Origin of the sequence: Pararhizobium sp. LjRoot255 (genome assembly GCF_964252905.1) — a bacterium.
In the GTDB taxonomy this organism is placed as follows: domain Bacteria; phylum Pseudomonadota; class Alphaproteobacteria; order Rhizobiales; family Rhizobiaceae; genus Pararhizobium.
Genome location: NZ_CAXUPQ020000001.1, coordinates 2,847,251 through 2,873,638 on the forward strand (window position 1 = coordinate 2,847,251; position 26,388 = coordinate 2,873,638).

General features: G+C 61.5%; 26 protein-coding genes. 9 read left to right on the plus strand and 17 right to left on the minus strand.

The window, feature by feature from the left end:
• Positions 1-2: 2 nt before the first annotated feature.
• From ACSQ2W_RS13740 to ACSQ2W_RS13750, 3 genes are all read right to left on the minus strand, one after another.
• Positions 3-521, minus strand: coding sequence for an RNA polymerase sigma factor (locus ACSQ2W_RS13740; RefSeq protein ID WP_436086742.1), 519 nt, complete (start codon positions 519-521; stop codon positions 3-5).
• A 194-nt stretch (positions 522-715) separates the two neighbouring features.
• Entirely contained in the window at positions 716-1,270 is a 555-nt protein-coding gene (locus ACSQ2W_RS13745; RefSeq protein ID WP_436086743.1) for a tetratricopeptide repeat protein, read from the minus strand.
• Between the two features lie 158 nt (positions 1,271-1,428).
• Entirely contained in the window at positions 1,429-2,331 is a 903-nt protein-coding gene (locus tag ACSQ2W_RS13750) for a metallophosphoesterase family protein (protein ID WP_436086744.1), read from the minus strand.
• An 89-nt stretch (positions 2,332-2,420) separates the two neighbouring features.
• Between ACSQ2W_RS13750 and ACSQ2W_RS13755 the strand changes: the two genes are divergently transcribed.
• On the plus strand, positions 2,421-2,909 hold the full coding sequence (locus ACSQ2W_RS13755; protein ID WP_436086745.1) for an NUDIX domain-containing protein: 489 nt from the start codon (positions 2,421-2,423) through the stop codon (positions 2,907-2,909).
• 2 nt (positions 2,910-2,911) lie between these two features.
• Here the strand turns inward: ACSQ2W_RS13755 and ACSQ2W_RS13760 are convergent, their stop codons facing one another.
• Positions 2,912-3,895: a glutathione S-transferase family protein gene (locus tag ACSQ2W_RS13760; RefSeq protein WP_436086746.1), complete on the minus strand. Its 984-nt coding sequence runs from the start codon at positions 3,893-3,895 to the stop codon at positions 2,912-2,914.
• Positions 3,896-4,172: 277 nt separating this feature from the next.
• Between ACSQ2W_RS13760 and ACSQ2W_RS13765 the strand changes: the two genes are divergently transcribed.
• Positions 4,173-4,673: a GNAT family N-acetyltransferase gene (locus ACSQ2W_RS13765; RefSeq protein WP_436087784.1), complete on the plus strand. Its 501-nt coding sequence runs from the start codon at positions 4,173-4,175 to the stop codon at positions 4,671-4,673.
• A gap of 156 nt (positions 4,674-4,829) precedes the next feature.
• Here ACSQ2W_RS13765 and ACSQ2W_RS13770 read toward each other — a convergent pair whose 3' ends face one another.
• Positions 4,830-5,798 carry an MBL fold metallo-hydrolase gene (locus ACSQ2W_RS13770; RefSeq protein WP_436086747.1) on the minus strand — a complete coding sequence of 323 codons (969 nt, stop codon included), beginning with the start codon at positions 5,796-5,798 and terminating at the stop codon, positions 4,830-4,832.
• Positions 5,799-5,894: 96 nt separating this feature from the next.
• Between ACSQ2W_RS13770 and ACSQ2W_RS13775 the strand changes: the two genes are divergently transcribed.
• The gene (locus ACSQ2W_RS13775) at positions 5,895-6,851 is read left to right on the plus strand and encodes a LysR family transcriptional regulator (protein ID WP_436086748.1); all 957 of its coding nucleotides are present in this window, start codon (positions 5,895-5,897) and stop codon (positions 6,849-6,851) included.
• Positions 6,852-6,906: 55 nt separating this feature from the next.
• Here ACSQ2W_RS13775 and ACSQ2W_RS13780 read toward each other — a convergent pair whose 3' ends face one another.
• From ACSQ2W_RS13780 to ACSQ2W_RS13795, 4 genes are read right to left on the minus strand one after another with little or no spacing between them, the layout of a single operon-like run.
• Positions 6,907-8,976, minus strand: a complete 2,070-nt coding sequence (locus ACSQ2W_RS13780; RefSeq protein WP_436086749.1) for a hypothetical protein — start codon at positions 8,974-8,976, stop codon at positions 6,907-6,909.
• 10 nt (positions 8,977-8,986) lie between these two features.
• A complete protein-coding gene (locus tag ACSQ2W_RS13785) occupies positions 8,987-11,794 on the minus strand; it encodes a DUF4159 domain-containing protein (RefSeq protein ID WP_436086750.1) in 2,808 nt (935 codons plus the stop codon).
• A complete protein-coding gene (locus ACSQ2W_RS13790; RefSeq protein ID WP_436086751.1) occupies positions 11,791-12,711 on the minus strand; it encodes a DUF58 domain-containing protein in 921 nt (306 codons plus the stop codon). Before ACSQ2W_RS13790 ends, ACSQ2W_RS13785 begins: the two co-directional genes overlap by 4 nt.
• Positions 12,712-12,714: 3 nt before the next feature.
• A complete protein-coding gene (locus ACSQ2W_RS13795; protein WP_436086752.1) occupies positions 12,715-13,728 on the minus strand; it encodes an AAA family ATPase in 1,014 nt (337 codons plus the stop codon).
• Between the two features lie 167 nt (positions 13,729-13,895).
• On the opposite strand from ACSQ2W_RS13795, the gene ACSQ2W_RS13800 reads away from it, so the two are divergent.
• Genes ACSQ2W_RS13800 through ACSQ2W_RS13810 form a run of 3 tightly spaced genes read left to right on the plus strand, consistent with a single transcriptional unit; the run spans position 13,896 to position 16,395 of the window.
• A complete protein-coding gene (locus ACSQ2W_RS13800; RefSeq protein ID WP_436086753.1) occupies positions 13,896-14,519 on the plus strand; it encodes a DUF1285 domain-containing protein in 624 nt (207 codons plus the stop codon).
• Positions 14,516-15,148 (plus strand): CoA pyrophosphatase, encoded by a 633-nt coding sequence (locus ACSQ2W_RS13805; RefSeq protein WP_436086754.1) that lies wholly within the window; start codon positions 14,516-14,518, stop codon positions 15,146-15,148. Before ACSQ2W_RS13800 ends, ACSQ2W_RS13805 begins: the two co-directional genes overlap by 4 nt.
• Entirely contained in the window at positions 15,145-16,395 is a 1,251-nt protein-coding gene (locus ACSQ2W_RS13810; protein WP_436086755.1) for a CCA tRNA nucleotidyltransferase, read from the plus strand. The genes ACSQ2W_RS13805 and ACSQ2W_RS13810 overlap by 4 nt, the downstream gene beginning before the upstream one ends.
• On the opposite strand, the gene ACSQ2W_RS13815 is transcribed toward ACSQ2W_RS13810, so the two are convergent.
• Positions 16,380-16,583 (minus strand): DUF1059 domain-containing protein, encoded by a 204-nt coding sequence (locus ACSQ2W_RS13815; RefSeq protein WP_436080647.1) that lies wholly within the window; start codon positions 16,581-16,583, stop codon positions 16,380-16,382. The two genes, ACSQ2W_RS13810 and ACSQ2W_RS13815, sit on opposite strands and share 16 nt — an antisense overlap.
• Positions 16,584-16,882: 299 nt before the next feature.
• Between ACSQ2W_RS13815 and ACSQ2W_RS13820 the strand changes: the two genes are divergently transcribed.
• The gene (locus ACSQ2W_RS13820; RefSeq protein WP_436086756.1) at positions 16,883-17,293 is read left to right on the plus strand and encodes a DUF4168 domain-containing protein; all 411 of its coding nucleotides are present in this window, start codon (positions 16,883-16,885) and stop codon (positions 17,291-17,293) included.
• Between the two features lie 166 nt (positions 17,294-17,459).
• Entirely contained in the window at positions 17,460-18,005 is a 546-nt protein-coding gene (locus ACSQ2W_RS13825) for an adenine phosphoribosyltransferase (RefSeq protein WP_436086757.1), read from the plus strand.
• Between the two features lie 9 nt (positions 18,006-18,014).
• On the opposite strand, the gene ACSQ2W_RS13830 is transcribed toward ACSQ2W_RS13825, so the two are convergent.
• The 4 genes from ACSQ2W_RS13830 to ychF form a co-directional block, all read right to left on the minus strand.
• A complete protein-coding gene (locus ACSQ2W_RS13830) occupies positions 18,015-18,482 on the minus strand; it encodes a MaoC family dehydratase (protein WP_436086758.1) in 468 nt (155 codons plus the stop codon).
• Complete coding sequence (locus tag ACSQ2W_RS13835; protein ID WP_436086759.1) at positions 18,479-18,934, minus strand: MaoC family dehydratase; 456 nt, start codon at positions 18,932-18,934, stop codon at positions 18,479-18,481. The genes ACSQ2W_RS13830 and ACSQ2W_RS13835 overlap by 4 nt, the downstream gene beginning before the upstream one ends.
• 73 nt (positions 18,935-19,007) lie before the next feature.
• The gene (locus ACSQ2W_RS13840; protein WP_436086760.1) at positions 19,008-20,456 is read right to left on the minus strand and encodes a hypothetical protein; all 1,449 of its coding nucleotides are present in this window, start codon (positions 20,454-20,456) and stop codon (positions 19,008-19,010) included.
• Between the two features lie 97 nt (positions 20,457-20,553).
• Positions 20,554-21,657: a redox-regulated ATPase YchF gene (gene ychF / locus ACSQ2W_RS13845; RefSeq protein WP_436086761.1), complete on the minus strand. Its 1,104-nt coding sequence runs from the start codon at positions 21,655-21,657 to the stop codon at positions 20,554-20,556.
• A 190-nt stretch (positions 21,658-21,847) separates the two neighbouring features.
• On the opposite strand from ychF, the gene clpS reads away from it, so the two are divergent.
• On the plus strand, positions 21,848-22,159 hold the full coding sequence (gene clpS / locus ACSQ2W_RS13850; protein ID WP_113006398.1) for an ATP-dependent Clp protease adapter ClpS: 312 nt from the start codon (positions 21,848-21,850) through the stop codon (positions 22,157-22,159).
• A gap of 95 nt (positions 22,160-22,254) precedes the next feature.
• Here the strand turns inward: clpS and pth are convergent, their stop codons facing one another.
• From pth to ACSQ2W_RS13865, 3 genes are all read right to left on the minus strand, one after another.
• Complete coding sequence (pth, locus tag ACSQ2W_RS13855) at positions 22,255-22,968, minus strand: aminoacyl-tRNA hydrolase (RefSeq protein WP_436086762.1); 714 nt, start codon at positions 22,966-22,968, stop codon at positions 22,255-22,257.
• Positions 22,969-23,088: 120 nt separating this feature from the next.
• Complete coding sequence (locus ACSQ2W_RS13860; protein WP_436086763.1) at positions 23,089-23,805, minus strand: substrate-binding periplasmic protein; 717 nt, start codon at positions 23,803-23,805, stop codon at positions 23,089-23,091.
• A gap of 22 nt (positions 23,806-23,827) precedes the next feature.
• A complete protein-coding gene (locus ACSQ2W_RS13865) occupies positions 23,828-26,209 on the minus strand; it encodes a putative bifunctional diguanylate cyclase/phosphodiesterase (protein ID WP_436086764.1) in 2,382 nt (793 codons plus the stop codon).
• Between the last annotated feature and the right edge of the window lie 179 nt (positions 26,210-26,388).

Consider the following 26,388-nt stretch of genomic DNA (forward strand, 5'->3'; position numbering starts at 1 on the left):
GTTCAGGCCCTCCTTTCCGTCGTCTCTGTAATCATTGCCGCCAGACGCATGCGTGCTGTCGAAAGCCTGCTCATCACTGTCCCGATCGGGATCTTCAAAATATCGGCGGCCTCGCGGTAGCTATGTCCTTCGACATTCACCAGCACAAAGACGCTCGCCAGCCCTTCCGGCATCGACAGAATCATCTTGTGCAGCTGATTGGCGTAAACGGCCTTTTCGCCGGATGCCTCGATCGACAACTCGTCCTGCTCGGAGGCATCGACGGTGCCGCCGCCGGTGCGGACCTTGCGCTTCCTGATTTCGTCGATCCACAGATTGCGGGTCATGGCGTATATCCAGCTTTCAAGCCGCCCTTCGCCGTTCCAAAGGTGGTTGCGGGTGATCGCCCGCTCGCAGACCTCCTGAACCAGATCATCAGCATCGGCGGCATTGCGCGTCAGTGTCATTGCGAAACGGCGCAACTTGGGCAGAACACTGACCAAGTCCCTTCTGAATTCGTTCGGTTCTGCCGCTGGACGCATTGCTCTTCCAAAGAAACGTTCCGGAACGGGATTTTATTCGTCCGGGTCGAAATACACGCCGATTGATATGAAACATTTGACCCATGGTCTGCAAGTCGGCAGCCGTCAGGGAGCGCATATTTTGCCGCTTCAAAGGCATTTTCCCAATGCCAGATGAAAGGCCGGGCGGCTAAAGCCATCCGACCTCAGCGCGATCAGTAGTGACGGACGCCGCCCAGCGTTTCCAAGAGGGCACGGTAGGCCCATGTACCTTCACCACCGCGGTCGCGGATCTCGATCAACTGCGCCTTTGCTTCTTCGATCTGTCCCTGTTCAACCAGAGCCTGGCCCATATAGGAGCGGGCAAGGATGTAGTTTTCGTCCGCCTGCAGGGCCTGCTTGTAATAGCTCATGCCGAGCGCCATGCGGCCCGCTTTGCGATTGGAATAGCCGCGATAGTTGAGAACGCGGGCGCTGTTTTGATCCTTGACTGCGTCGAGCACCTTCAGCGAGTTTTCATACTGACCAGCATAGGCAAGTTCGCGTGCCGCCTTGAACAGGATGCCGTCGTCAAGACCGCTCTTCTTGGCATCGACGCATTCCTTCTTTTCCTCGTCCCAGATTTTTCCGTCCGTGCATTCCGTGGAGGTCTTGGTCTTTTCGGGTGGCGCGGAGGTGTCTTCACCCGCAGCCCAGGCGTTTTGGCCAAGGGTGAAAGCGCAAACGGTGGAAAAGGCAATCAGTGCGGTCTTGCGATTGATCATGGTCATCTCCTGGCTATGAAACTGCTCCCGGAAAACGGGATTGCCCGACGTCTTAAGTGGCGCAAGCGGTCCTGTCTCCGGTCAGTTTCGTATGACGGATGACGAACGCCGAATATTTCCAACCATAACGCTTTTTGGTCCTTTGGCGAGTAGCGATCGCAGGGTCAGAAGCGGGTGGTTTCAACGAGCGTCACCGAACGGCCATCCATGGTCAGTTCGAATCGTTCGCGGACCAGGTTCCAATGGCCGGGGCTTCCGGAGATGAAAAACAGGTTGAAGCCTGCCGGCGGTTTCCTGCCGCCCCGGCCTTGCGATGCCGAAGCGATGCCGACGACGGGCACCGGTTTGATCTGGCCCTTCAGGGAATAGACCGTGTTCAGGTGAGTGTGGCCGTGCAGGACCAGTTCGGCGCCGCCGGCGGTAATCGTCGCGGCGAACCTTCGGATTCCGAGCATGCGCTTGTGCATGGACGTCGCTCCTCTGATGGGCGGATGATGGATCATCACAACCCGGAACAGACCGGCCTCACCCGCCGCGCGCAGGAGATTGACGGTTTCGCGCGCCTGGCGGCTGCCGAAATAGCCGCTGGCGGCGAAGGGAGGCGTGGCGACGGCGGTCGAGCAGCCAATCAGCGCCACCTGGCCACGGACGCGCAGATAGGGATAGCAGTGAAAATCCTCGTTCCATTCCGCCGGTCCGCGCTCGCCGCGCATATAGGGGTACCAGGCCTTGGTGGTCGTTTCATAGGCACCCGGCACGTAGGCATCGTGGTTGCCGGGTACGATCGAGATGTTTTCCGGGGTGCCAGCTTCCTTCAGCCACTCGGTCATGATCTCGATTTCACGCCAGGAGGCGAGGTTGACCAGGTCGCCGGTGATCGCCAGGTGATCCGGATCGACACGCTCGATCTCGTCCATCAACAGGTTGAGCGTATCGCCGACCAGATGATTGCGCCGGTTGCGGTGCCAGTTGACGAAGCCGGTGATGCGTTTCGATGCGAGCTCACGGTACGAAAGATCGGGCAGGGGGCCGAGGTGAATGTCGGAAATATGCGCGAGTTTGAACATAATTTGTACCTAGCGCATATTCCCGGAAAGGGGAATCGGTCGGGATGCTTTATCCTGGGCTAGACACGGATGAAAGGAACCGGATCGGCATGACGAAAACGCCGCCGGAAATGCGCAGCTGGAAGGCCCGGCTCGTTACCCGCTTGGTACACAGCTATTTCGCCTTCGCGCGGGGCATGACAATGGGCGTGCGTGCCGCCTGTTTTGACGACGATGGCCGGATTTTCCTGGTCCGGCATTCGTACGTACCCGGCTGGCACATGCCGGGCGGCGGGCTGGAGCGGCGGGAAACAGCCTTTGAGGCGCTGGTGAAGGAGCTGCGCGAGGAAGGCAATCTGCAGCTGACCGATCCGCCGGAGTTGTTTCACGTCTATTTCAACCGGCTGACGAGCAAACGCGATCACGTGCTCTTCTATCGTTGCCGCAATGTCCGCCAGACGGCGCCGCGCAAACCGGACCTGGAGATCGTCGAGACCGGCTTTTTTCCGCTCGACGATCTGCCGAAGGACACCACGGCTGCCACGCACCGGCGGCTGGCGGAGCTTTCCGGCAAAATGCCGCCAGCTGATTTCTGGTAGGATCAGGCCGCGAGCCTCTCGCGCTCATGCGCCGTATCGAGATCAAGCTCCGGGCCGGCCGGAACGACACCCGTCGGGTTGATCATCGTGTGGCTGCGGTAATAATGCTCCTTGATATGGCGCAGGTCGACCGTCTCCGCGACGCCTGCAACCTGGTAGAGGTCCTGCAGATAGCCCTGCAGGTTCTTGTAGTCGCCGATGCGGCGGATGTTGCACTTGAAGTGCCCGACATAGACCGGGTCGAAGCGCACCAGCGTCGTGAACAAACGCCAGTCTGCTTCGGTGATGCGGCCGCCGGTCAGGTAGCGCCGGGTCGCCAGACGCTCGTCCAGTTTGTCCAGCACATCGAACAGGATCGTGACGTTTTCTGCATAGGCTTCCTGCGTCGTTGCGAAGCCGGCCTTGTAGACACCGTTGTTGACGGCGCCGTAGATGCGCTCATTCAGGCTGTCGATCTCGCTTCGCAGCTGCTCGGGATAGAAGTCGTCCTTCGACCCCGTCAGTCCGTCGAAGGCCGAATTGAACATACGGATGATTTCCGAGGATTCGTTGGAGACGATCGTGTTTCGCTGCTTGTCCCAGAGGACGGGAACCGTGACCCGGCCGGAATAACGCGGGTCGGCCTTCACATAGACCTGCCAGAGCGTTTCGGAGCCGAACAGATGATCGACGGTGCCGCCGATCTGGTTCTTGAACTCCCAGCCCTTCGACAGCATCAGCGGATCGACGATCGAGACGGTGATCTGGTCCTCGAGCTTCTTCAGCTTGCGGAAGATCAGGGTGCGGTGCGCCCAGGGGCAGGCAAGCGACACGTAGAGGTGATAGCGGCCTGTCTCCGCCTTGAAGCCACGTTCGCCGGAGGGACCGGCTGAACCGTCGGCCGTCACCCAGCTGCGGAATTGGGCGGCGACCCGCTCGAAACGGCCCTTCGTTTCCTTGGTGTCATACCAGACGTCGTGCCAGATACCGTCAACCAGCATGCCCATCATTGATCTCCTGCGGCGGGAGTGCCGCTGTTCGTGACTTGGTTGCGTTGTAAATACCGCGTCTCGGCCGCGCATATTAGCCAGCAAATGCTGAACAGTGCGTTTTGGGCTTTGACAGAGGCCGTTTTTCTGCTATCGGGCCTCCCAGACTTTTTCATGCAACCGGATTCACGTTCGATGTTCTTTCCAGGAAACCCGCGACGACGCTGATGCTGAAAACGCCCTTGGGCGTAGCCATCACCCCTATACGTCTCGCATGCACGGTTTTCTGATGTTTATGAAAAAACACCACCTCGTCTATCTGACCGAAGACGCGTCCCATGACGCAGCCATTGAAATCATCAATGAAGAAGCCTTCGGTCCCGGCCGGTTCGCCCGTGCCGCCGCGCGGATCCGCGAGCAGGGACCGCATGACCTGTCGCTGTCCTTCGTCTGCGCCGACGACGGCGAAACCATCGCTTCGGTGCGGATGACCCCCGTTCTAGCCGGTTCCGTCAAGGGCCATCTGCTCGGTCCGCTCGCCGTGCGGCCCTCGCACAAGAACCGCGGCATCGGCCGGGAACTGGTGCGCATCGCCGTCGAAGCCGCCCGGCGCAAGGGCTCGGAAGGCGTCATCCTCGTCGGCGATCCGCCTTATTACCAGCCGCTCGGTTTCGAGAAGGTGGCTTATGCGGCGTTGACCTTCCCCGGGCCGGTCGATCCAAACCGGGTTCTGGTGGTGCCGATGGGAGAGGATGTGCACGCGCGGCTGAAGGGCGAAATTCGCTGGCACGGATGATCGCCTGGAAAGCGAAGGGGGCGATGACGCCCCCTTGTTAGAGCATGATGCCGAAAAGTGTAGGCGGTTTTCGGATGACATCATGCTCTACTTCTTTGATGCTTGAGCGGATTCAGATTTTAGGTCGATTCGACCTAAAATCATCCGACTCTAGTGTTAAAGGCTGTAGTTCAGCGGGACCCAGCCGTAATTCGTGTCATCCCGGCGCAGATGGCCTATGCCGGGAAATGAGATGTGGGCGCCGGCAACCAGATAGGCGCCGTCGGCGGCGTGTTCGAATGCCAGCTTGCGCGCAGCAACCGCCATCTGCTGATTGACGTCGAAGGCGATCGCCACATCGGGCTCATCGAACTGCAGAACGTCGCCGTGAGTAATATCTCCCCAGAACATCAGCTTCTGGCCTTCGCTTTCGATCACGATCGCGCTGTGGCCCGGCGTATGGCCGGCCCTGAGCACGGAGCCGAAGCCGGGCACGACCTCGGCATCGTCGCCGAAGACTTCGAATTTTTCCGCCTCGATGTAAGGCGTGAGGCAGGCGCGCGCCTGGGCGAAGTATTCCTTCACGGCTACCGTCGCCTTCTTTTCCTCGTTCGCATCAAGCCAGAAATCGGCTTCGCGACGGTTGACGCGTACGGTAGCATTGGCAAAGACGCGCTTGCCGTCGACGACAAGGCCACCGGAATGATCCGTATGGACATGGGTCAGGATGACATCATCGATCTCTTCCGGCTTGTAGCCCGAGGACTGGATATTGGCGACCAACCTGCCAAGCGTCGGGCCGAAAAAGGTGCCCGTACCGGCGTCGATCAGGATCAGCCGCTCGCCGGTATTGACGAGATAGGCATTGACCGACGTTTCCGACGAGGCCCCCTGGAATGCGGCAGCGAGCGCTGCTTCCGCATGGTCGACGGTCGTGTTGGCATAGAGTTTTGCAAGCGGAAGGGCGATGGTTCCGTCCGAAAGCGCGGTAACTTCGTAGGCACCGACCTTCAGGCGGTAATAGCCAGGCGGCTCACCGCCTTTCAACGGCGCTTTGGAAAAGGCGAGATCGGGAAGCGTCGCGGAAGAAGCGGCAACGAGAAGGGTGGTGGCTGTTGCCTTGAGGACCGAGCGGCGGGTCGGCATGGTGGAACTCCTTGAGCAAGATAATCGTGAAGGGCCTTGCAAGCACCTGCCGAAAACGTAACTATGCGACCATCAGCAATCAAATCGATGCCGGTCATGCAAGCTATCGATCATTTCAATTTACGGGCTTTCGATCTTAATCTCCTCATCGCCTTCGATGTCATGATGGAGGAGGGGAGCGTCACGCGGGCTGCGCGGCGGCTGAAGATCGGCCAGCCGGCCATGAGCCACAATATTTCGACCCTGCGCATGCTGTTCGAGGACGAGCTTTTCATTCGTGTCGGCCAGATCATGCAGCCGACGGCGCGTGCCCGCACCTTGGCCGGCCCCATTCGCAACGCCTTGAGACAGGCGCAGGCAGCTCTTCTTTCTGCCGATGTCTTTGATCCGGCAACAGAAAGCCGTGTGTTTCGCTTGGGCATGTCAGCCGAGGTGCAGCTTCTGCTTTTGCCGGATCTGACGGCCCGACTGCGCAAGCTTGCGCCCGGGATCCGGATTCTCGCACGCGGGTGTGTGCCGGATCAGGTCGATGCGATGATCGATAGCGGTGCGCTCGACATCGCGATCGGCTGCACCTATTCGCGCGCCACGCGTCAGGTTTCGGAGGTGCTGTACGACGCGGATGTGCAATGTTGCTATAATCCCGCTCTGCTTTCGCTCGGCGTTCCCGTCGGTCTGGACGACTACCTCGCCGCCGATCACGCCGTAATCTCGCAGAGCGAGAGCCTGCATGGCTGCGTGGAAGACGCGCTGGAATTCGCCGGGGCAGACCTCAATATCGTTGCCGCTGGGCCCGATTTCATGTCAGTCTTGTCGACGGCCAAGGCCAGTCCGGTGATCGCGACAATCTCCGCCCGGATCGCCCGCCGATACGCATCTCTCATGGGGCTGGTCATCAGTCCCGTTCCGCTTGACCTGCGCTTCCCGCCCGTGACCCTCGTCTGGCCTGCCCATGCCGGCAAGGATGCGGCGGGCGTCTGGCTGCGTGATCAGATCCGGGAGGTCTTCAGCCAAGCCCAGGAGTGGCCGGCACCCAGGATCGCGGCGCAGTAAAAGGCCGCATCGCTTGGGCCGCACGGCGTGCCACCCGCGTCTGCTTCATTGAGGTTCACCGCCCCTCGCGGTGCCAGGTGGCGGAGAGAACGAAGAGCAGGGCGGCGAGGCCGAGGAAGCCGGCAAAGAGCGACAGCGAATTGATACCCTTCAGCACCGTCTCGTCGGTCATGCGCAGCGACATGCGCTGGTCGTCGGCGACGCGGACGGTGCCGCGCACCGGCAGGATTGGCGGCAGGTCCACGGCGCCGTCGGCGTCGGCAAGGCGGCGCACCAGCCCCTTGGTCTTCTCCGCCCAAGGTGCAAGCGTTTGCGTGGTCGAGATCGTCGCCTTGAACTCCGGCGCGTCGACGCTGCCGACATGCACGAGCGTATTGAGGTCGCCATTATTTACTTCGAACAGACCGGTTTCAGTTGTGAGGACGTTTGCCTTGTAAAGACCGGGCTCGCCTTCCTTGAGCACGATCTGTTCCGTCTTGCCGGACGGATAGGTCAGCGTCGCTAAACCAGGATCGCCCTCAATCGTCTGCCGGGCGATTTCCAGTGTCCGGCCGCTGGCATGCGCCGTCAGCGCCTCTTCCTCCAGCGCCGGCTCCTGCATCAGCCAGTGGGCGGTGCGGCGATAGAGTGAAACGCTCGGACCGCCCCCTTCGAAGCCGCGCGCCCAGAGCCAGCCCTGATCGGAGAGCAGCATGGCGACACGGCCCTTGCCGACGCGGTTGAGCACAAGCAACGGCTTGCCGTCGGCAGCTTGCATCACGGTCTGGCCGAGCGGCCTGTCGACATCGACCGTGCGGAACCAACGGCCCCAGTGCGGCGGCTCGCTGTCGGCGCCTTCAAGCCCACGCGTCACCGGATGTTTCTTTCCCTCATCCGAGAGCCGCGGATAAAAGGCCTTCTCGTTCATGAAGCCGGTCGGGTTGGCAGGAAGAACAGCCGAGAGAGGGGTCGTCGCGATCGAATCGTCGCCCGCATGCTCGGGGCCGGCGGCGATCAGCAGTGCGCCGCCGTTTTCCACATATTGCGCGATGTTGTCATAGTAGAGGATCGGCAGCACGCCGCGATGCTGGTAGCGGTCGAATATGATCAGGTCGAATTCCTTGATCTTTTCGACGAAAAGCTCGCGGGTCGGAAAGGCGATCAGGGAAAGTTCGTTGATCGGCGTACCATCCTGCTTTTCCGGCGGTCTGAGAATGGTGAAATGCACGAGGTCGACGGCCGCATCGGACTTCAAGAGATTGCGCCAGGCGCGCTCGCCGGCATGCGGTTCGCCCGAGACCAGAAGCACCCGCAGGTTCTCGCGAATGCCGTCGATGACATGAACAGCGCGGTTGTTGGCGTCCGTTACCTCGCCCGGGACCGCGGCGACGGCAAATTCGAGGATATTGTTGCCGCCGCGCGGGACGGTGAAGGTGAACGGCACATCGGTGCCGGGTTCGGCCATTTCCCTGGCGATTTCGTTGCCATTGAGGCTGATGTTCACTTCCGCCGTACCGGCCGGCGCCGTGCCGTCGTCAGCGATGCGGAACGTCACCTTCTGCTCTTCGCCGACAATGCCGAAGCGCGGGCCGCTGACCACCTCGATGCGACGGTCGAATTCGTCCGGCTTGCCCGTGATCAGGCCGTGGACCGGTGCGTCGAAGCCGAGCGGCCGGTTGATATCGGGCACGTCGTGGACCTGGCCGTCCGTGATGAACACCGCGCCGCCGACGCGGGCGGGCGGCACATCGGCCAAGGCCGTCTGCAGCGCCGTGAAGAGCTTCGTCGAGGGCGTTTCGGTGCCCTCGTCATCGGCCGCCTCTACGATGCGGGCCTCGATTTGCGGGAATTTGGCAAGCCGCTGCTTCAGCGTCGCCAGCGCCGCATCGGTCATTTCGCGCCGGCCGGCATTGTCCTGGCTCTGGCTGCGGTCGACGACGACGCCAACGATGGTCGATAACGGTTCGCGCTCTTCCTGAAAGAAAACCGGATTGGCGATCGCCAGCAGCAGTGCCGCAAGCGCTGCCGTGCGGAACGCCGCACCGCGGACGCCGCGCCAGAAGCCGAGCGCCGAAAGGAGCACGGCAACCAGCGCGAAGACGGCGATCAACGGCCAGGCAAGGAGCGGCGAGAAATCGAGTGTCATCGCCACGCCCTCACTGGCCAAGCCGTTCGAGCAGTGCGGGAATGTGCACCTGGTCGGCTTTGTAGTTGCCGGTCAGCATATACATCATGATGTTGACCCCGGAGCGATAGGCATATTCACGCTGCTGCTCGTCCGGCGGCACGGTTGGCAGCAGCGGCGCGCCATTGCTGTCGATCGCCCAGGCACCGGCGAAATCATTGCCGGTGATCATGATCGGCGAAACGCCGTCGCCCGAGCGAGCCGGCCTCCCGGTCGGCTGCGAGCCGTTGTCCGGTTGCGCTTCGATCCACAGCGGGCTGCCGCTGTAGCGGCCCGGGAAGTTCGACAGGAGATAGAAGGACTTGGTCAAGACGTTGTCGGTCGGGACCGGCTCCAGCGGCGGAATGTCGAGATCGCTGAGGATCGCTTGCAGCCGCTCTGAATTCGGGCTCGTGCCGGAGTTCGTTCCAAGCGACGAAAACTGGTCGCGGGTGTCGAACAGCACGGTGCCGCCCGCGCGCATATAGGCATCGATCCGGCTGATTGCCTGCGGGCTCGGCATCGGCGCATTGGCGGAAACCGGCCAGTAGATCAGCGAGTAGAACGACAGTTCGTCCGTGGCGATGTCTAGGCCGACCGGCGGGGCGGGTTCGAGCGTTGTGCGATAGGTCAGGAATTCGGTGAGGCCGGCCAATCCGCGTTCGGAGAGCCGATCGACTTCGGCCTCCCCGGTGACGACATAGGCAAGGTGCGTCCTGTCGAGCCGCCCGAGAATCGTCTCGTCGCCGGGCCTGCTGTCGTCGGCAAGCGACTGGCCCGGTGCCGCAACAAGGGCGCCGGCAGCAAGAGCGATGGCGATGGCCGCCGTGGCCGGCATTCTCAACCGTGCGAAAGCGCCTCCCATGAAGAGCACGATGGCAGAGTCGATGAGCAGCAGGATAAGCGCCACGGCAAAGAGCGACGGTTTCAAGGACCAGGCCTCGGCTCCGATCAGTGCTTCGGATGTATATGCCATGGGAAGGCCGGTCGCATCGATCGGCTTCAGTTGCGTATCGCGGGCGAGAAGATTGAGGGCGGTGAACCCTTCCTCCGAGCCGTAGAGCCCGGGTGGGTTTTCGGCGCTCGAAACAGGCGTCTTGCCCGCGGCGATTTCCAGCGGCCGCGCCCGGCCGGTTTCGCTGATCAGCACGCCGTCGGCATTCAGGAGGCGGTAGGGCGCCAGCGTCTGTCCCGGCGCAGCACCTTCGCTCGCCACGCCGCCGCTGCGCGACAATTGCACGCTGCGCCGCAGCATCTCGACGAAATCGCCGGAGATCGGCAGGTTCGACCAGGTCGCCTCGGCGCTGACATGGAACAGGATGATGCGGCCAGCCCCTTGCGCCTTTGTCGTGACGAGCGGCGTGCCGTCGGCAAGGCTTGCCCAGGTGCGTGATGAGAGATCGGCCGTCGGTTCAGCAAGCACTTGCCGCTTGACGAGGATGCCTTCGGGCCGCGGCATGCCGGCGAACGGGCTGAGCGCCGGATAATCGGCCAGCGGTTGCGGTTCCGACCAGGAGAGCGCGCCACCAAGCGCACGCTCGCCCTGACGGAGCGTCACGGGGACCAGCGGATCGTCGGCGGGAGCGGCGGCAAGGCGAGGCCCGGCGAAACGGATCAGCGTGCCGCCATTTTCGATCCACTTGGTGACCGGCGCATAGGTTTCATCCGGCAGGCGGCCGATGTCGGCCATGATCAGCATCGAAGGCTTCTGTGCCAGGAGCTCCGGGATCGCGACGGCCAGATCGGGTTCGTTCGGCTGAACGAGGTCGGCATAGGGCGCCAGCGCCCGGTTGATATAATAGAGCGGCGACAAAAGCGGCTGCGACTGGTCGCGGGCTTCACCGCTCAAGAGTGCGACGCGACGGCGGCGGAAGCCATCATCGAGCAGGAAGGTGCCGCCGGCGGTTGCGGCGCTGTCGATGGCGATGCGGGCAAAGTCGTTGCGCAGTTCGAAGGGGGCGGCAAGCGTTCCCTTGGCCGCGCCTTCGCCAGCGGCGAAAGCGACCGATCCGTTGGCGATCGCCCGGCCGCGTGTGTCATAGGCTGTGATCGGCAGCGTCCGCGCATCGGTCGTGTCGAGGCGGCTTGCGGTGATCACCATGGAATCGGCGTCATTGGCCGAATTGGTGATGGCCACGGCCTGATCGCCCCTGCCTTCGACCAGCCTGAAATTGGCTGGTGCAAGAGCGGCAAGCTCGGTCATCACTTTGCCGTCGCCGGCCTCGATGCCGTCCGAGAGAAAGACGAGCGTGCCGGGCGCCGTTTCGTTGAGAGCGGTTTTCAGCGCATCGACGGCCGCGGCCCGATCAGGCTGTAACGGCTGCGGCGTAGCCGCAGCGAGCCGGTTGCGGGCGGCCGTCGCCGATCCCGGCACGGCATTATGTTCGCTGTCGGCGGTGAAGACGATCGAAACCGGCAAATCCCTGGCTTCGGCGTCGCCGATCAGCGCTTCGGCCGTTTCGACCCGGCGTTCCCAGTCCGTCGCTGTTGCCCAGGAATTGTCGATCACCAAGGTCAGGGGACCGTCGGTCGACAGCGTATTGGAGCGCGGGTTGAAGACCGGATCGGCTATGGCGAAAATGATGGCGGCTGCCATCAGCATACGCAGCAGTGTCAGCCACCAGGGGCTTTTCGACGGCGTTTCCTCGCGCTTTAGCACGCCGGCCAGGATTCGCAAGGGCGGAAAGACTTCCGTGACCGGCCTCGGCGGCGTCATCCGCAGCAGCCACCAGATTGCCGGAAGCGCAACCAACGCTGCAAGCATCATCGGGTTGGCGAAGACGAACGGCAGGAAGCTCATAGCTGGCCTCCATGGGTCGCGCGTCCGGGCATGCCGGAGAGATACATGTGCACCGCGACCAGCGCCTCGGAGGCGAGATGGTCGGTGCGGTGCGGTGTGAAGGTCCAGCCGAGATGGCGCAAGGTCTCGCCGAGACTGTCGCGCCGGGCGATATAGGCGCGGCGATAGTCATCGCCGACGATCTCGGCGCGTCCGGCGGTCAGTTTCTCACCGGTTTCAGGGTCGGTGAATTCGGTGCGCCCGGCATAGGGAAAGCTCTCTTCCGCCGGATCGGCGATCTCGACGATGTGGCCGCGCATGCCGCGCCGGGCAAGCGGCGCAAGCCGCGCCATGATCGTATCGACGGGATCGAGAAAATCGCCGATCAGCACGAGATCGCTCACGGTGCGGATCATGCCGGTCTGCGGCAGGCCGCCGGAGAGGGGCGTATGCATCAGGGCTGCCGCCAGCCGTTCGGCGGCGTTTCGGGCCGAGACGGGCTCCATGACACCGGGACAGCCGATGCGCTCGCCGGAACGGGCAAGAATCTCGGCCAGTGCCAGCATCAGCACCAGCGCGCGGCTTTCCTTGGAGACGGCGCCGAATTTCGATTTGTACATCATCGAGGGCGAGAGATCGGCCCAGAGCCAGATGGTGTGGGCGGCCTCCCATTCACGGTCGCGCACATAGGTGTGGTCGTCGCGGGCCGAGCGGCGCCAGTCGATGCGCGACAGGCTTTCGCCGTCGCTATAGGGCCGGAATTGCCAGAAATTCTCGCCGATGCCGCGCTTGCGGCGCCCATGCCAGCCGGAAATCACCGTGTTGGCGATGCGCTTGGCCTCGACCATGCAGTCCGGAATCAGCCTGGCACGCATCTGCGCGCGGGAAAGAACCTCTCCCGATGACGTTCGCTCGACGATGTGCCCTATGGCAGCCATTCATTATCCCCTGGCTTGCTTGACCAGGCCGGTGATGACATCTCGCACCGACATACCCTCCGCCCGGGCCGCGAATGTCAGCGCCATGCGATGCTGCAGAACGGGTTCGGCGAGCGCCATGATGTCATCGATGGATGGCGCAAGCCTGCCATCATAGAGCGCGCGGGCGCGGGCGCAGAGCATCAGCGACTGGCCTGCGCGCGGACCGGGGCCCCAGGCGACGTTCTTGTCTGTCGCGGCATTGCCGTTGCCGGGGCGGGCCGAGCGGACCAGCGCCAGGATGGCATCGACCACCTTCTCGCTGACCGGCATCTGCCGGATCAGGTGCTGGATATCCTGAAGCTGGCCGGCATTGATGACGCCGCGCGCTTCGTTCTCGTTCACGCCGGTGGTTTCAAGGAGAATCTGCCGTTCGGCGGCGAGTTCCGGATAGCCGACATCCACCTGCATCAGGAAGCGGTCGAGTTGGGCTTCCGGCAGCGGATAGGTACCTTCCTGCTCCAGGGGGTTCTGCGTCGCCAGCACATGGAACGGCTGCGGCAGGTCGTTGCGCCGGCCGGCGACGGTGACGTGATATTCCTGCATGGCCTGCAACAGCGCCGACTGTGTGCGGGGGCTCGCGCGATTGATCTCGTCAGCCATCAGCAATTGCGTGAAGATCGGGCCCGGCACGAAGCGGAAGGACCGCCGGCCATTCTCGTCCTGGTCCATCACTTCGGAGCCCAAGATATCGGACGGCATCAGGTCGGGGGTGAACTGGATACGGCTGGAATTCAGGCCCAGCACCGTGCCGAGCGTCGCGACCAGCTTGGTCTTGGCCAGGCCCGGCACGCCGACCAGGAGCGCGTGGCCGCCGGAGAGAACGGCAAGCAGCGTCTGTTCGACAACGCTTTCCTGGCCGAAGATCACCTTGCCGACTTCCTTGCGGATCAGGGCGATTTCGCCGAGTGCCTTTTCTGCGGCGGCGATGATCGCCCTTTCGTCAACCGCGCCGTCTGTGGTTTTCATCACACCCATCATCTGTCTCCAGTGGCCGGCAACGGTGCCGAATCGCGAAAAGCGCTCTTTCCGTCTCTGTTTTTCAATCTAAGCTCTGCTCGGTGGCTGACAAGCCGCCGCCGAAGCACTATCTCGTGAAGCCAGAGGTCTATAAACGCAAGAATAAGGCCAAACGGGACGGAACGATGGCGGAAGCCCAAATACATCAGAGCGGCGACGCGGCGGGCCTTGCGGCACTGATTTCGCGCGCCGCCGGTCAGGCAGACGGACAAAGCAGGGGATTGCCGCCCGTCGATCGGTGGAATCCGCCCTTCTGTGGCGATATCGACATGGAAATCCGCGCCGACGGCACGTGGTTCTACATGGGCACGCCGATTGGCCGCCAGCCGCTGGTCCGGCTGTTTTCCACGGTCCTGCGCAAGGACGAGGACGGCAAAACCTATCTCGTAACTCCTGTGGAAAAAGTGGGCATTCGCATCGCTGACGCCCCTTTCGTCGCTGTCGAGATGAACATGACGCAGAGGGAGGGTGAGCAGGTGCTGACCTTCCGCACCAATGTCGGCGACGTTGTCGAAGCGGGCCCGGAGCACGCGTTGCGCTTCGTCATCCATGGCCAAAACAGCGAATTGAAACCCTATCTGCATGTGCGCGGGCGGCTGGAAGCGCTGGTGTCGCGTGCGGTGATGTACGATCTGGTCGAGCTTGGCGAGACGGAGACGATCAATGGGGTCGACATGTTTGTCGTGCGCTCCGGCGGTGTGGTCTTTGCGGTCATGCCCGCCAAGGAACTGGAAGCGCTGTCGACATGATGGGCATTCTGTTTTCAGCCGACGATTTTCGCCGCCGGGCGCTCAGCCAATCCGGTGGCCCGGTGGAGGACGCCTGGCGCGAGCATGGGGACTTCCTGCTCAATCCTGAGATCATACCCCATCTCGAAACGCTGAAGCTCAAGGATGCCGCGGTCCTGGTGCCGGTTATCGATGATGGCGATGAAGCCCGCGTCATCCTCACCCAGCGCACGGCGACGCTGCGCAAGCATTCCGGACAGGTTGCCTTTCCGGGTGGTGCCATCGACCCGGAAGACGAGACGCCGGAACGGGCGGCGTTGCGGGAAACGGAGGAGGAGATCGGCCTCGACCGGCGCTTTGTCGAGACGGTCGGCCGGTTGCCCCATTACATGGCGATGTCCGGGTTCCGCATCACGCCGGTCCTCGCCATAGTCCAGCCGGGTTACGATCTCGTCCCCAATCCGGAAGAGGTCGATGCCGTCTTCGAGGTGCCGTTGTCGTTTTTGATGAACCCTGAAAATCACGGTCGCGGCCGCGCGACTTGGCAGGGCGCCGAGCGGCATTTCTACCGCATGCCCTATGGCGAGCGGAACATCTGGGGCATCACTGCCGGCATCGTTCGCATGTTATATGAAAGGCTTTATGCATGACCTCGGTTGCCGCTGAAACCTGGTTTTCGGCGCCCGCGCTGACGCGCGTCTTCAATCTCCTCAATGCCGATGGCGGCGAGGTCCGCGTCGTTGGCGGCGCCGTGCGCAACAGCCTGATGGGGCTTCCCGTCGCCGATATCGACATGGCAACGACGCTCCCGCCGGACGAGGTTGTCGCCCGGGCCAAAAAAGCCGGCATCAAATCGGTCCCGACGGGCATCGACCACGGCACTGTGACGCTGGTGATTGAGGGCGCGCCGTTCGAGGTGACGACACTGCGCCGTGACGTCGAGACGGATGGCCGCCGCGCCGAGGTAGCCTTCGGGTCGGACTGGAAAGTTGATGCCGAGCGCCGGGATCTGACGATCAACGCGCTCTATGCCAATGCCAAGGGTGACGTGATCGATCTCGTCGGGGGCCTGGCCGACATCGAAAAACGCAACATCCGCTTTATCGGCAACGCCGCCGAGCGTGTCGCGGAAGACTATCTGCGGGTGCTGCGCTTCTTCCGGTTCTTCGCTCATTATGGCGCAGGGCGCCCCGACGCGGATGGTCTTCGCGCCTGTGCGCAGGCACGCTCGAAACTGGCTGCGCTTTCGGCGGAGAGGGTCTGGTCGGAGATGAAGAAGTTGCTGGCAGCCAGAGATCCCGGCAGGGCGCTGTTGTGGATGCGCCAGACGGGTGTGCTCAGCGAAATTCTGCCGGAGAGTGAAAAATGGGGCATCGACGCCATCCCGGCGCTGGTTGCCGCCGAACAGGCATTCGGCTGGCAGCCCGAACCGCTGCTGCGGCTCGCGGCTATCGTGCCGCCGGATGCGGAGCGGCTTGACGCGATGGCGAAACGGCTGCGCCTTTCGAAAGCGGAAGCGGCCTTCCTCTCCGCCTGGGCGAAAGCGCCGCGTCTGCCGGCGGTGATCGCCGATACGGCTTTCGCCCGGCTGCTCTACCGGCATGGTTCAAACGGTCTCGATACCAGCCTGCGGCTCGCGCTCGCCTCGTCGCGACAGAAGTCGGAAGACGATCCGGCGCAACTTCCTGAAACGGCACGCCTTTGGGGATTGTTGGGGCGAACGGAAAATTGGCAGAAGCCGGTGTTTCCTCTTACCGGCGCTGACGCGCTTGCCGCCGGAATCCCCGCCGGACCGCGGATCGGCGAAGTCCTGACCGCGCTTGAGCATCAGTGGGTCGAGGGCAATTTCAATGCCGACCGGGCAACGCTTGTTGCCCGGCTTCAGTCGATGCTCTGAACGTCAGGCAGCCTTCGTTCGTCGACGATGCGGGCCTTGATATTGTCGACCATGTTTTCACGGATCAGGGTTTCGCCGTGTGCCTGGCGCATGTGCTCGACGGCGCGACGGACGACTTCGGCGTCATCGTCGGCGCGGGTGTGCCAGTCGCAGCCGGGCACGAGGGTCCCGCATTCAAACAATCGCATGATGCTCCTCCTTGCTTTTTGGCTTTTCGCTTGGGTTCGTCCGGCAAGCGAAATGCCATTTACTATAACCGGAAATGGCGTCGAATGGTTCCTGATTGTGCAAGTCGCATCCACGTTTCAGGCGTCCTACCCCATTGCAATAGAGGCGAGCCGCGGGCGGCCCTGTCTCGACATGGTCTTGAAGCTTCCTTTCCGGGGTCACATTGTCGCCCGATCCATCCTTAGGTTGTTACCGGGGTATTCCCCTCCGGACAGGCGGTGAAAAGCCGCCTTGAGACTGACTAAAGGAAGGAAAGCATATGACCATTCGCCACATGCCCGTGGCAGCACTGACCGCTGCCGCACTGAGCCTGATCGTCATCAACTCGCCGGCTTTTGCGCAAGGGGCCACTGAACCGCAAGCCACGCAGCCGATGCAGGACACTGCGCCCACCGCCATCAGCGACAAGCAGATCGAAGCCTTCGCCGTCGCCTATCTGCAGGTCGACAAGGTACGGCAGGATTATGCCGCCAAGATCGGCTCGGAAAAGGACGCGACGGCCAAACAGAAGCTTCAGAACGAGGCCAACAAGCAGATGATCAACGCGGTCGAAAAATCGCCCGACATGTCACTTGAAAAATACAAGACCATCATCACGGCAGCGCAGACCAATCCCGAAGTTGCCAAGAAGGTGCAGGAAAAACTGAAGACAACGGCGCCTTCGCAGTAAATCGGGCGGCCATGGGAGCAGGGCGGCAAATTTCGGTCCTGCTCCAGCGCCTGCCGGCTGGAACCGCCCTCGGCGGATTGTCATCCAACAAACCACTATAGAAATGTCCGGCTTTGATGCTATGCCTTCGTCTCCCTGAGACGTCCGCAAAGGCATGCCTTCCATCATGAGCTCTTCTCTCCAGCAGGAACTGATCGCCTCCATCCGCAACATCGCGGACTACCCGAAACCCGGCATCATGTTCCGCGACATCACCACGCTTCTCGGCAATCCGCGCACCTTTCGCCGCGCGATCGACGAACTGGTTCATCCCTTTGCAGGCACGAAGATCGACAAGGTTGCCGGTGTCGAGGCGCGCGGCTTCATCCTGGGCGGCGCGATGGCGCACCAGATGTCATCCGGCTTCGTGCCGATCCGCAAGAAGGGCAAGCTGCCGCATGATACGGTACGCATCGCCTACAGCCTCGAATACGGCATCGACGAGATGGAGATGCATCGCGACGCCATCAAGCCAGGCGACAAGGTCATCCTGGTCGATGACCTGATTGCCACCGGCGGCACCGCGGAGGGGGCGGCCAAGCTGTTGCAGCAGATGGGCGCCGACATCGTCGCCGCCTGCTTCATCATCGACCTGCCGGAACTCGGCGGCCGAAAGAAACTCGAGGCACTGGGCGTCCCGGTTCTGACGCTGATCGAGTTTGAAGGCCACTGAGCTGTCGCGTCAGGGAAATTCGATCACCTTGCTTTCGAACCGGATCACGGCCTCGCCGTTCTGGTTCTCGCCCTCGCACAGGAAGGTGTTGATCCGCCATCCAATGCGGGATTCCAGGTCCTTGGCCGCAACGAAGGTGACGAAATAGGTGATCACATCGCCGGCGAAGACCGGCCGCAGCCAGCGCATGTCGCGAAAACCGGGCGAGGGGCCGAGCTTCGGGGCGGTTATCCCCTCGGCCGCCAGCCGCCGCATTTCGTCCATCCAATAGGGCACGAAGCATTTCATCCAGCCGGCGCAGGTGTGCCAGCCGGAGGCGCAGAGGCCGCCAAAGAGCGATTGCCGCGCCGCTTCCGCATCGAGACGGAACGGCTGCGGGTCGAATTTTTCGGCGAAACGGATGATGTCTTCGGCGGTGAAGGCAACGCTGCCGATCATCACCTTCGTGCCTTCGGGGTGAACGTCAGAGAGCCTCATGCGTCGCTTCCTGCAGGCCGGCAGCGGATCATGTTGGCATAATCGCAGATCGCCACCGTCTCTCCCCGCTGATTGATGACCTCGCCGCGCAATTGCACAATGCCGATCTCGGGCCGGGAACGGGATGTGCGGACCTCGATCACCGTGCAGGCGCCCGCAAGCGTGTCGCCGGCAATCACCGGCTTCTTCCACTCCATGCTGTTGACACCGGGGGATCCTTCGGATGCCGTCTGGTGGATGTAACTGTCGCAGAGCATGCGCATCATGATGGCGCTCGTGTGCCAGCCGGAAGCCGCAAGCCCGCCGAGAATGCTCGCCTTGCCGGCCTCTTCCGACAAATGCATCGGCTGCGGATCGAACTCGGCGGCAAACGCGACGATATCCTCGGTCTTGACCGTCACCGGCTTGAACTCGAACCGCGTTCCGGCCGGAAAATCCTCGAAATGAAGCATGGGCAGAAGTCCTCCTGTCGAGCGTCTTAGCATCGGGGTTTGCTGCTGGGAACAGAGGGGGAGGTCACCGATGTCAGTGCGGCATCGCCAGTTCCTGGCCGTTGATCTTCATCTTGCCGCTCTCATCGACCACGACGTTCCACATCTGCCGCCCGTCGGCTTCTGTCTTGGCGAACCCCTTGACCATCAGGAGCACAAACGCCGCTTGCCCGAACTGCGGAACGGCCTGGGCATTCTGCTGCAGATAGGAAATCGTCTTGTCGAAATCCCTTGCGTAGATCGTGACATCGGTGTTTTGGCGGTCCTTGTGTTCAGGGTAGAGCGTCGTGGTGCCAGAGAGGCTGATATCGTAGACCGACGAGCGGGCAGAAACATCCTCATATCTCATCGTCAGCGCACCGCCCGGAAGGAAAATACCGCCAGCCGCGGCTGACTGCTCGTCCGTCAGCGGTTTTTCGGCGTTGAAGTCGGCATGGTCCAGGAAGTAGCCGATGCCGCTTGACAGGTTGAGGTTCTCGAAGGAGGCGCGAAAGCTAATCGTCTCCGGCAATGCTGCGACGAACGCCTCCGGCACGACACCGGCTGGAACAGAGGGCTTGTCGACGACGATGCCGAAGCCGGCTTTCGCACCGTCCCTCAGGCCGTTCGAATTGACGGTGTAGCGCAAGGTCTCCGCGCCGAAGGTGCCGGTGGGAGTGGCGACCTTGAGGTTGGTCACGTCGATCGACTCCAGCAATGCGTCGAACATCGGCAGGTTTGCGCGCAGTAACGTCTTGACCCGGGCCTGCTCGTCGGGCGTCAGCTTATCGGTCTTCACCCTGTCGAGAATAAAAAACACGATGTCATGCAGCGGCCTGTAGGCCATGCCGTTCACGGCGATGTCGGCTGTTACGCTATCCGCAGAAAGATCGATCCGCGCTTTAGCGGGGTCTATGACGGTTTCAGCGAAAGCTCCCATTGCCATATTGGAGCGAATATCGATGGTGTCTGCCGTCGCCCGCTTGCTGTCGAAGATCGACTTCATCGCGCCGAAACGTGCCTCGACCGACTGCACGGGCGAGTTTGACGTCATGGAGATGCCGTCCGCCGTCATTTCCCCGGACTTGAAATAGAGAATATCGGGATCGTAGATGCCGTCCATGCGGAAAGCATTGATCTTGTAGCTGAAATCCGTCTTCTCGGTTCCGGCGGTGAATTGCCCTTTCACACCGAAATCTGCGGATTGGGAGAAGTTCCACGATCCGTCCTCCAGCGGCCGGATCAGCGACAGGAAGGGTGTCAGGCCGGAAATGCTGAAGGTTTTCGGATCGACTTCCTTCAGAAGCACTGTCGGATCGAAAGTGACTTCGTAATCCGTGGTGCCCGGCCGAACCTTGACCAGGCCGGATTTCGCCAGCTTTTCCGGTAGATAGGAGGTGAATTTCTGCTCGAGCTGCTGGGCGCCCTCATGGGTAATGTCCGCGGCCAGGAGCGGTTGCGTAACGAGCGCGGTGGAGAGCAGAAGTGCGGGAATCAGACGCATCAAAAAAACTCCTCAAAATATGTCTACGGGCAACATATACCCGGACACGGGGACGGCAAGCGTCCCCAATGGCCGGCGAAGGAGTATCCCGAAGAAATCAGGTGTTGAAGCGGAAGTGGATGACGTCGCCGTCCTGGACGACATATTCCTTGCCTTCGTCGCGAGCCTTTCCGGCTTCCTTGGCGCCGGTTTCGCCCCCAAAGGCGATGTAGTCGTCATAGCCTATGGTGAAGGCGCGGATGAAGCCACGCTCGAAATCCGTGTGGATGACACCGGCGGCGGCAGGGGCCTTCGTCCCGCGCTCGATCGTCCAGGCGCGCGTTTCCTTTGGGCCGACGGTGAAATAGGTGATCAGGTCGAGCAGCTTGTAGCCGGCGCGGATCAGCTGGTCGAGACCGGCTTCGTGAAGGCCGAGCGCCTCCAGGAATTCCTTGGCTTCCTCTTCAGGCAACTGGGCAACCTCGGATTCGATGGCCGCTGAAATGACGACAGTTTCGGCGCCCTGGGACTTTGCCATTTCCTCGACCGCCCTGGTATGGGCGTTGCCGGAGACGGCGTCAGCTTCGGCGACATTGCAGACATAGAGAACCGGATGCGCGGTCAGGAGATTGAGGCCCTGCAGGATCAGCTTTTCTTCGGCATCCAGCGTCGGCAGCAGCGTGCGCGCCGGCTTGCCGTCCTGAAGCAGCTTCAGGGCTGCGTCCATAACCGGCAGCAGCGTCATGGATTCCTTGTCCTTGGAGGCGACGCGCTTGCGGGTCTGCTCGGTGCGGCGCTCAAGGCTTTCCAGATCGGCGAGCATCAGCTCGGTCTCGATCGTCTCGGCATCGCCGACGGGGTTGATGCGGCCTTCCACATGGGTGACATCGTCGTCCTCGAAGCAGCGCAGCACATGCACCGTCGCATCGACCTCGCGGATGTTGGCGAGAAACTTGTTGCCGAGCCCTTCGCCCTTCGAGGCGCCGCGCACGAGACCGGCGATATCGACGAAGGAGATGCGGGTCGGGATCAGTTCCTTGGACTTGGCGACATCGGCAAGCGCGCGCATGCGCGGGTCCGGCACCGCCACTTCACCGGTGTTCGGCTCGATGGTGCAGAACGGATAGTTCGCGGCTTGCGCCTGCGCCGTCTTTGTCAGCGCGTTGAAGAGAGTGGACTTGCCGACATTCGGCAGTCCGACGATACCGCATTTGAAACCCATGGCCTTGAAACCTGTCCGATCGAATTCTGTTGCAGTGCCTTTTGCGGAAACTCGGCTCCAGGTCAAGCCTAAGTCCGATTCTGAAGGCCTTATAGGGCAGGTGACGAAGTGGGATGTCTTGCTTCAAGGGCCTTCGCAATGCAAAATAGCCTCCTCCTCCATTCCCTGTAATCAAAGGGCGATTTACCCGATGGCGGAAAACGACACCACCCTCAAGCCGAAAACCAAGACCAAGCCGAAGCTCGAAAGGCCGAAGCTCTACAAGGTCATTCTTCTCAACGACGACTATACGCCGCGCGAATTCGTCATCATGGTGCTGAAGGCCGTGTTCCGGATGAGCGAGGAGACCGGCTACCGGATGATGATGACTGCCCATAAGCTCGGCGTCTGCGTCATCGTCGTCTGCGCCCGCGACATCGCCGAGACGAAGGCCAAGGAAGCGACCGATCTCGGCAAGCAGGCGGGCTTTCCGCTGATGTTTACCACCGAGCCGGAGGAATGATCCGTTCGTGCCTCAGATGCGGGCCGACTTTCTGATCTGGAAGCCGGTCTTGTCCTGCACGAAGCCGCAGCCCTCGTAGGCGTCAACGGCCAAGCCTAGTCCCCCTTGTCGCCGAACAGCTTCTTCAGCATGTCTGCCATCGGTCCGGTTGTCGGCAGCTTTTTCGGCTGCGCGTTGTTGCGGGCCTGATGGATGTGGGACTTTCCAGTCGGCTTCGATGGTGCTGGTTCAGGCTCCGGTTTGCTGCCGGTGGCGAGCGCCAGCTTGTTCAGAAGCTGCGAATCCTCGCCCTTGACCAGCATCGCCGCGTTGTCGGCGAGAGCCTCGAGCAGCGGTTCCAGCCAGACGCGATCGGCTTTGGCGAAATCGCCGAGCACGTGGTTGTGCACCTGTTCCTTCGAGCCGGGATGGCCGATGCCGAGCCGCAGGCGGCGATAGTCCTTGCCACAATGGGCGTCGAGCGACTTGATGCCGTTGTGGCCGCCGTGACCGCCCGCCGTCTTGATGCGGGCCTTGCCGGGCAAGAGGTCGAGCTCGTCGTAGATCGCCAGAATGTCCTTCGGCTCCAGCTTGTAGAAGCGCATGGCTTCACCGACCGCCTCGCCCGACAGGTTCATGAAGGTCTGCGGCTTCATCAAAAGCACGCGCTCGCCGCCGATTTCGCCTTCAGAGACCAGCGCCTTGAATTTCTTCGACCACGGCGAAAAGCCGTGGCGCCGCTGGATGGCGTCGACGGCCATGAAACCGATATTGTGGCGGTGACCGGCATATTGGGGGCCAGGGTTACCGAGACCTGCGAAAATCAGCATGGATATATCTCTATCAGTCGGACAGAGCTGTCTTGCACCGCGTCGGAGCCCGCGAGTCAACTGTCCATCGCGGGTGAGTTGTCATTTTTTTGGGCTGGCTCCACCGGATTTCCGGGGTGTTCACTTGTTTGGTCGCAGGCCGTATTTGGCGTAGATGCGATCCTGGGTGCCATCGGCGATCAAGGCGTCGAGCTGGGTCTGCATCTTGGCAATGAGTTCGTCCGGCAGGGCGAGATTGCAGGCAAGACCGTAAAGTTTTCCCTCCAGCACGAGCGCCGATTCAAGTGGCCGGCCTTGATCCCGCATGGTCTCGAAGGTCTTTTCGGACGTCATCATCAGGTCGATGCGGCCGCTCAGAAGCTTTTTCTCCGTCGTCTCGATGTCGGGGGCGAGATCGATCTTGGGGAAGTTGTGCTTTTTCAGATAGTTGGCGGAAAAATCCTCGCGCTGGGTGCCGACAGTGAAGCGCTTGGCTTCCTCGACATTGGCCGGATTGACGCCCGACCCCGCCTTGCGGACCATCACCATGCGATCGGCAAGCAGCGGTTCCACCCATTTGAAGCGCTTGTCGCGCTCGTCGTCATGGCCGGTGGTGAACAGGCAGGTCCAAGGTTGGTTTTCCGTCAGAGACAGCGCACGCGCCCAAGGAAGAACCTCAAGGGAGTATTCCGTGTCGAGCGCCTTCATCATCAGTTCGGCCTGCTCGACCGACGCTCCTTTGACCGCGCCGTTTTCGCTGAAATTATACGGCGGATATTCCTCGGTCAGCAATTTGAGCGTCTCGGCCTGCGCCGTGCCCGACAGGAGAAAAACGAGCGCGAAGGCGAAATGTCTCATACCTGTTTCTCTCTCGTTTCCGTCATGCGTGGCTGGTGGCCTTGGCCTCTGATTCCATCTCTAACATTAGTAACATATTTTCGATCGGCATCGGCCGGCTGAAAAGATAACCCTGGCCGAAGTCGAGACCGAGCTTGCGCAGAAGCTCCCACTGCTCCTTCGTCTCGATACCCTCGGCAACGACGGTGCAGCCCATCTGGTGGGAAAAGGTGCGGATGCCCTTGATCAGCATCCTGCTCTTGCGGCGGATATCGGCCGTTCCCGTCGTTAGCGACCGGGTAAAGGACTGATCGACCTTGACGATATCGACGGGGAAGCGGTTGAGGTAACTGAGCGACGAGTAGCCCGTTCCGAAATCGTCAAGCGCGATGCGGCAGCCGAATTCGCTGAGCTGCTTCAACACGGCATGGACGTCCGGATTGTCGAGCATCAGCACGGCTTCGGTGATCTCGACGACAATGCGGGCAGGGGATATGTGGTGTTTCAGGAGCAGGGCCGCGAGCTTGTGCGGCAACGTCTGCTCGAACTGGAGCGGCGAGAAGTTGACGGCAAGATAGGTCGTCTCCGTCCCTTCGAGTTGCGTCAGCCGCGCGAGATGGCTGATGGCTTTTTCCAGAACGCGCTCGCCGAGGCGGGCGATCATGCCGGTTTCCTCGGCGATGCTGATGATCTTGGCTGGCGGCAGGATGCCCTTTTCCGGATGGTTCAGGCGCATCAGCGCTTCGAAACCGGCGATGCGGCCATCACTGAGGCTGACGATCGGCTGCAGATAGGCCTCGAACCAGTCTTCCTTCAGCGCTGCATCGATGTTCTGTTCCATCTCGTGGCGTTCGCGTGCACTGTCGAGCATGCTGGGGTCGAAGAGGAGCATGCCATTCTTGCCGTCGCGTTTGCGGGCATACATGGCCATGTCGGATTTCAGAAGCAGCTCCGCCGCGTTCGCCGCATGGTCGGGGTAGAGCGCTATGCCGACGCTGGCGCTCACCGAAAGCTCCGCCCCGTCGGCGAGGAACGGTTCGCGCAGGCTGGCGCAGATGCGGTCGCCGATCTCGCTTGCCAGGGCCTCGACTTGCTCGGCATTGACGAGGATGGCGAACTCGTCGCCGCCGAGGCGCGACATGGTGTCATCCGGGCGCAGTGTCGTGCGGATGCGCGTGACGACCTGGCGCAACACCTCATCACCGGCGGCGTGACCGAAATTGTCATTGATCCATTTGAACCGGTCGAGATCGATGAAGATGCAGGCCAATTGCGCCGCGGTCTCGTCGGCGTTGCGAATGGCGTCGTCCAAGGCTGCCTCGAAGCCCTGGCGATTGAGAAGGCCGGTCAGGTAATCGGTGATCGCCTGTGCATGGTTGCGGCTTTCGGCTCGCTTGAGTTCCGTCACATCGGTCATGACGGAGAGCGAAAGACCGCCGCGCTCGTCGCTCGTGGCACTCTTCATCTCTAGGATGAGCACCGTCATCGTTTCGCCGTTTGCCTTGATGAACGGGACGGTGACTTCGCAGATATTGGCATGCGTGGCGTTGCCGTTGCTGCGGCGCGCGCGGTAGGTCTCGTGCCAGTGTTCGTCGACGAAATCGGTGAAGGTGCGTCCGATCACCTGATCGCGGCCATAGCCTGTCGCCATCAGCCAGTAATCGCTGACGGCGGTGATGCAATTGGCCGGATCGAGTGAAAATAGCATCGAGGGCGTGAGATTATAGATGTCTGTCGCCCGCCCGTGCGCCAGTTTCAGCTCCGACTCCTCGCGTTCCAGCCTGCTCTGCATCTCATTGAAGTTATGGGCGAGCGTGCCCATTTCGTCGTCCGACGTCCAGTCTACATGGTGACGCGATCCGAGCCGCCGCGTGGCTTCGATGGCGGCTGTGAGGCGCATCAGCGGCCGCATCACCATGATACGGTTTCCAACGATGGCGGAGGCGAAAACGACGCCGACAGCGACGACCAGAATGACAAAGACAGTTAGTTCGTCCTTACTGAAGCGCGACAGCAGGCCGGGTGCAGACACCCAGATTTCCATTGTTCCGACAGATTTTTGACCGTCCTGCGAGTTGTAGAAGATTTTCGTTGAAAGGGTCGTGTGCGGTACGCTCACATCCATGGGCTCCGCGGGAAGCCGCACGGAAATCGTCGCTGAGCTGTCCTCGACGTGGACGCGCAGGACATGGGCATTGGCGATCAGCGATTTTGCGATCTGCTCGATGCCATCGGTGTCGAAATCCCAAAGGGGCTTTCCAAGCGCCTGAGCGCCGGCCTGCATGAGGATCTGCGTATTCTGCAGGCTTTCACGCGCGACGCGCTCTGACGACAAGGTCAGAAACAACAGGATCAGTGGGGCGACGAAGATCAGCATCGCGCCACAGACGATTGCAATAAAGCGGTTTTCGACGGAATGCATCATCAGATGCACCCAGTCGCATTGTTAGTCCCATGTCCCATTAGGATTCTCGTACACTGAAGCCGGAATAATCCCCCGACGACAACACATCACGAAAACCTTAAATGTTACTGAAATCGCAGGATAAAAAGTTTTAGCTGTGGTTGCAGGATGAAATAGCGTCGCTGACGGTGAACAACAAA

What these genes read in the sequence shown, in the direction of transcription:
- ACSQ2W_RS13740 (WP_436086742.1), bottom strand. Translation starts at nt 521, where the DNA reads ATGCGTCCAGCGGCAGAACCGAACGAATTCAGAAGGGACTTGGTCAGT.
- ACSQ2W_RS13745 (WP_436086743.1), bottom strand. Translation starts at nt 1,270, where the DNA reads ATGACCATGATCAATCGCAAGACCGCACTGATTGCCTTTTCCACCGTT.
- ACSQ2W_RS13750 (WP_436086744.1), bottom strand. Translation starts at nt 2,331, where the DNA reads ATGTTCAAACTCGCGCATATTTCCGACATTCACCTCGGCCCCCTGCCC.
- ACSQ2W_RS13755 (WP_436086745.1), top strand. Translation starts at nt 2,421, where the DNA reads ATGACGAAAACGCCGCCGGAAATGCGCAGCTGGAAGGCCCGGCTCGTT.
- ACSQ2W_RS13760 (WP_436086746.1), bottom strand. Translation starts at nt 3,895, where the DNA reads ATGGGCATGCTGGTTGACGGTATCTGGCACGACGTCTGGTATGACACC.
- ACSQ2W_RS13765 (WP_436087784.1), top strand. Translation starts at nt 4,173, where the DNA reads ATGAAAAAACACCACCTCGTCTATCTGACCGAAGACGCGTCCCATGAC.
- ACSQ2W_RS13770 (WP_436086747.1), bottom strand. Translation starts at nt 5,798, where the DNA reads ATGCCGACCCGCCGCTCGGTCCTCAAGGCAACAGCCACCACCCTTCTC.
- ACSQ2W_RS13775 (WP_436086748.1), top strand. Translation starts at nt 5,895, where the DNA reads ATGCAAGCTATCGATCATTTCAATTTACGGGCTTTCGATCTTAATCTC.
- ACSQ2W_RS13780 (WP_436086749.1), bottom strand. Translation starts at nt 8,976, where the DNA reads ATGACACTCGATTTCTCGCCGCTCCTTGCCTGGCCGTTGATCGCCGTC.
- ACSQ2W_RS13785 (WP_436086750.1), bottom strand. Translation starts at nt 11,794, where the DNA reads ATGAGCTTCCTGCCGTTCGTCTTCGCCAACCCGATGATGCTTGCAGCG.
- ACSQ2W_RS13790 (WP_436086751.1), bottom strand. Translation starts at nt 12,711, where the DNA reads ATGGCTGCCATAGGGCACATCGTCGAGCGAACGTCATCGGGAGAGGTT.
- ACSQ2W_RS13795 (WP_436086752.1), bottom strand. Translation starts at nt 13,728, where the DNA reads ATGGGTGTGATGAAAACCACAGACGGCGCGGTTGACGAAAGGGCGATC.
- ACSQ2W_RS13800 (WP_436086753.1), top strand. Translation starts at nt 13,896, where the DNA reads ATGGCGGAAGCCCAAATACATCAGAGCGGCGACGCGGCGGGCCTTGCG.
- ACSQ2W_RS13805 (WP_436086754.1), top strand. Translation starts at nt 14,516, where the DNA reads ATGATGGGCATTCTGTTTTCAGCCGACGATTTTCGCCGCCGGGCGCTC.
- ACSQ2W_RS13810 (WP_436086755.1), top strand. Translation starts at nt 15,145, where the DNA reads ATGACCTCGGTTGCCGCTGAAACCTGGTTTTCGGCGCCCGCGCTGACG.
- ACSQ2W_RS13815 (WP_436080647.1), bottom strand. Translation starts at nt 16,583, where the DNA reads ATGCGATTGTTTGAATGCGGGACCCTCGTGCCCGGCTGCGACTGGCAC.
- ACSQ2W_RS13820 (WP_436086756.1), top strand. Translation starts at nt 16,883, where the DNA reads ATGACCATTCGCCACATGCCCGTGGCAGCACTGACCGCTGCCGCACTG.
- ACSQ2W_RS13825 (WP_436086757.1), top strand. Translation starts at nt 17,460, where the DNA reads ATGAGCTCTTCTCTCCAGCAGGAACTGATCGCCTCCATCCGCAACATC.
- ACSQ2W_RS13830 (WP_436086758.1), bottom strand. Translation starts at nt 18,482, where the DNA reads ATGAGGCTCTCTGACGTTCACCCCGAAGGCACGAAGGTGATGATCGGC.
- ACSQ2W_RS13835 (WP_436086759.1), bottom strand. Translation starts at nt 18,934, where the DNA reads ATGCTTCATTTCGAGGATTTTCCGGCCGGAACGCGGTTCGAGTTCAAG.
- ACSQ2W_RS13840 (WP_436086760.1), bottom strand. Translation starts at nt 20,456, where the DNA reads ATGCGTCTGATTCCCGCACTTCTGCTCTCCACCGCGCTCGTTACGCAA.
- ychF (WP_436086761.1), bottom strand. Translation starts at nt 21,657, where the DNA reads ATGGGTTTCAAATGCGGTATCGTCGGACTGCCGAATGTCGGCAAGTCC.
- clpS (WP_113006398.1), top strand. Translation starts at nt 21,848, where the DNA reads ATGGCGGAAAACGACACCACCCTCAAGCCGAAAACCAAGACCAAGCCG.
- pth (WP_436086762.1), bottom strand. Translation starts at nt 22,968, where the DNA reads ATGCTGATTTTCGCAGGTCTCGGTAACCCTGGCCCCCAATATGCCGGT.
- ACSQ2W_RS13860 (WP_436086763.1), bottom strand. Translation starts at nt 23,805, where the DNA reads ATGAGACATTTCGCCTTCGCGCTCGTTTTTCTCCTGTCGGGCACGGCG.
- ACSQ2W_RS13865 (WP_436086764.1), bottom strand. Translation starts at nt 26,209, where the DNA reads ATGATGCATTCCGTCGAAAACCGCTTTATTGCAATCGTCTGTGGCGCG.